Origin of the sequence: Intrasporangium sp., from assembly GCF_032907665.1 — a bacterium.
Taxonomy (GTDB): domain Bacteria; phylum Actinomycetota; class Actinomycetes; order Actinomycetales; family Dermatophilaceae; genus Intrasporangium.
On sequence record NZ_JAJJPG010000225.1, the window covers coordinates 1 to 3,410 of the forward strand.

4 protein-coding genes are annotated in these 3,410 nt (G+C 68.9%); 3 read left to right on the plus strand and 1 reads right to left on the minus strand.

Going from position 1 to position 3,410, the window contains the following annotated elements:
• Nucleotides 1-621 (plus strand): AAA family ATPase (locus LOY02_RS18550; protein ID WP_317183847.1); only part of this gene is annotated, 621 nt, incomplete at its 5' end.
• The gene (locus tag LOY02_RS18555) at nt 618-1,853 is read left to right on the plus strand and encodes a 5-methylcytosine restriction system specificity protein McrC (RefSeq protein ID WP_317183848.1); all 1,236 of its coding nucleotides are present in this window, start codon (nt 618-620) and stop codon (nt 1,851-1,853) included. The genes LOY02_RS18550 and LOY02_RS18555, both read left to right, overlap by 4 nt.
• A 56-nt stretch (nt 1,854-1,909) precedes the next feature.
• Here LOY02_RS18555 and LOY02_RS18560 read toward each other — a convergent pair whose 3' ends face one another.
• Nucleotides 1,910-2,593: a VOC family protein gene (locus LOY02_RS18560; protein WP_317183849.1), complete on the minus strand. Its 684-nt coding sequence runs from the start codon at nt 2,591-2,593 to the stop codon at nt 1,910-1,912.
• Between the two features lie 146 nt (nt 2,594-2,739).
• Here LOY02_RS18560 and LOY02_RS18565 point away from each other — a divergent pair, with 146 nt between their 5' ends.
• Nucleotides 2,740-3,330: a DoxX family protein gene (locus LOY02_RS18565; protein ID WP_317183850.1), complete on the plus strand. Its 591-nt coding sequence runs from the start codon at nt 2,740-2,742 to the stop codon at nt 3,328-3,330.
• The last annotated feature ends 80 nt before the right edge of the window (nt 3,331-3,410 follow it).

Here is a 3,410-nt window from a genome sequence, read left to right on the forward strand (position 1 = left end):
CTGGCCCTGCTCGCCGAGGCAGCCGAGGCGGACCCGCTCACGCCGCACATCATGATCATCGACGAGATCAACCGGGCCAACCTCCCGCGGGTCTTCGGCGAGCTCCTCTTCCTCCTCGAGTACCGGTCGCACTCGGTCAAGACGTCCTACCGTCCCGACGAGGGCTTCGAGCTGCCGCCGAACCTCTACTTCATCGGCACGATGAACACCGCCGACCGCTCCATCGCCCTCGTCGACGCGGCGCTGCGCCGCCGCTTCGACTTCGTGCCGTTCATGCCGCACGACGGCCCCATGGAGGGGCTGCTGCGCCGCTGGCTCGAGGCGCACGACGGGCCGGTCTGGGTCGCGGACCTCGTCGACCGGGTCAACGAGGACCTGCGGCGCGCCCTCCGGGGACCGCACCTGCAGATCGGCCACTCGTACTTCATGCGCCCGGGTCTCGACGGCGACGAGGCCACCCTGCGGCGCATCTGGGACTACAACGTGTACCCCTTCATCGAGGACCAGCTGTACGGCCGCGAGCACGAGCTCGCGATGTTCCGCTGGGAGAACGTCCGGGCCCGTTACGGCAAGTTCGACCTCGCCATCCCTGCCGGCGTCCAGCCCACCTCGGCGCAGTGACGATCGAGGTCCCTCCGATCCCGGAGCACGGTCGCTCGGGTCCCGTCCGACTCGACCGGCAGACGCGGGCTGCGCTCGTCGCGGCGGCGGGCGAGCGGCTCATCATCCATGCGACGGCCGATCCCGACGTCGTGACGATCGGCGCGACGAGCTGGGTCGGCGCCCTCGCCGTGCCGGGGCTCGTCGTTCGGGTGATGCCCCGGGTGTCGGTCGCGAACTTCTTCGCGATGCTCAGTGCGGGGGTGAGCCCCGAGCAGTTCGAGCACGAGCAGGTGACGTGGTCCGACACCGACGAGCTCATCGACGGGGTCGCCCACTTCGCGATCCGGCTCATCGACGCGGCGACGATGCGTGGTCTCGTCCACGGCTACGTCGGGCGCGAGGAGAAGCTGCGGACCATCCGCGGGCGTCTGCTCGTCGAGGAGTTCGCGCGGCGTCCGTGGTCGGCGGCCGAGCCGCAGTGCCGCTATGACGACTTCACGTCCGACATCGCCGAGAACCAGCTCTTCCGCTGCACGCTCCAGGCGATGCTCTCCTGGCCGCAGCTCGCCCCGGAGGTCCGGCGTGAGGCGTTGCGGGTGCTCGGGCGCTTCGACGGGGTGGCCGACACGCCGGCGACCAGGCACGCGGTGCCGGTGCCGGTCACACGGCTCAACGAGCACTACGCCGACGCGATGCGTCTCTCGCGGCTCGTCCTCCAGGCGATGTCCCTGAGCCACGAGGCGGGCGACCAGCAGGCCCACAGCCTCATGGTCGACATGGACGACCTCTTCCGCCGCTGGATCGTCCAGGAGCTCGACCACCGTCTCGCTCCCGACCTGCGGATCGAGGCGGACGAGGACGTGTGGCTCGACGAGGGCCGGGCGCTCACCATGGCACCGGATCTCATCGTGCGGCGGGGGCACGAGGTCGTCCTTGTCGGCGACGCGACCTACTCGATGGGGGCCGACGGCTACCTCGCCTCGCGCGACTACCTCAACCTCGTGGCCTACACGTCGGCGATGGGTCTGCCGACCGGCCTTCTCGTGCACTGCAACTCGGACCGCGCGCCGGAGAACGAGATCGTCATCCGCAACGCCGGCACGCGCATCCTCTGCAGGCCGATCCGCCTCGACGGCTCCTACAGCGGCGTGTCGCGGTCCGTCGACGCCCTCGCTGGGCTGATCCGTGACCTCGCGGAGGACCCGGGCGAGTTCGAGGTCCCCCGGATGATCAGCACCGGGGTGCGCTGAGCGATTCGGTCCGCGGGCGGGGCGGCCCGCAGAGACGTGGTCGTATGCCGCTGGGCTCAGTCGCGCGTGAACGCGCAGAACTCGTTGCCTGCGGGATCCTGCAGCACGTCCCACTCGATTCCGCCGTCACCCTTGGCGCGGAGTCGGTGGGCGCCGGCCGAGAGGAGGCCGGGCAGGTCATCGGTCGTCACGTCGATGTGGATGCGGTTCTTCGTCGTCTTGGGCTCGGGGACGGCCCCGAAGACGAAGCACTCGAAGGGCGAGCCTGGCACGTCCTCGAGCAGGCTGTCCTCCGGTAGGTGCTGCGCCTGCACGCCGAGCACCTGGGCCCACCAGTCGGCTAGGCTCCGGGTCTCGTCGACGCCACCGGTGACGTCCCACACGAGCTCGAAGGGTCGCCGCCGCTCGAGAGGCTCATCGCGGACGAAGACGCAGAAGAGCTGGCCGTCGGGGTCGCGCAGCACGGTCCAGGGCTGCGTGTCGTCGACGATGACAGCGCCTGAATCGAGAGCTGGATCAAGGGAACTGGCGTTGATGTCGAGGTGCAACCGGTTCTTGACCGTGACTGGCTCGGGGACCTGGTTGACCCAGGCCATGACCTGATCGCCGTGACGCAGGCAGGCGTCGCCGTCGTCGTGCGGGTGGGCCTCCCAGCCGAGGAGGGGAGCCCAGAACTCAGCGAGGGCAGGGGCATTCGTGGCGTCGATGCAGAAATCCTGGTAGGTCGCGAGCGGCGGCATCCGTCAACTCTAGGCGAGCCGGAATCGGCAATGACTCGTAGATCACACTGCTGTGGCTTGCGAGTGGTGACCGATCAACTACTACACTCTGTAGTACCGACAGCACAGGCCCTGCCGGATCACCTACACAGCTGGAGATGAGATCCATGGCCACCATTCACCACAACGAAGTCAGCCGGGTTCACGACGTCGACACCAAGCACCCCGCGGACGGCATCGTCACCTTCCAGGAGGAGATCGTTCGCTCCGCCTGGGCTCGTCGCTTCCTCGCAGTCCTCCGCATCGTCATGGGATGGACCTTCATCTGGGCGTTCGTCGACAAGCTCTTCGGCCTCGGCTTCTCGACGGCCTCCGAGCGCGCCTGGATCAACGGCGGCACGCCGGCCCAGGGCTTCATGAAGGGCGGCGCCGAGGGCGACAACCCGTTCGGCCAGTTCTTCGCCAACATCGCAGGCCCCTGGTCCGACTGGCTGTTCATGATCGGCCTGCTCGGCATCGGCGTCGCGCTCCTCGCGGGCGCGGGCCTCAAGATCGCCGCCTGGACCGGCGGACTGCTCCTCTTCTTCATGTACCTGGCGCAGCTCCCGATGTACGCAGAGCGTGCGACCAACCCCATCACCGACTCCCACTGGGTCGAGGCTCTGGCCCTGATCGTCGTCGCCGCCACCTACGCGGGCGACACCTGGGGGCTCGGCAAGTGGTGGGGCCGCAAGGTCGGCAACGGCATCCTGCGGTGACCCACACGGTCCGTCCCTGACGGACCCGCCACACAGCGACCGCCCTTATCCCTGGGGGCGGTCGCTGACGCATGTCCCCC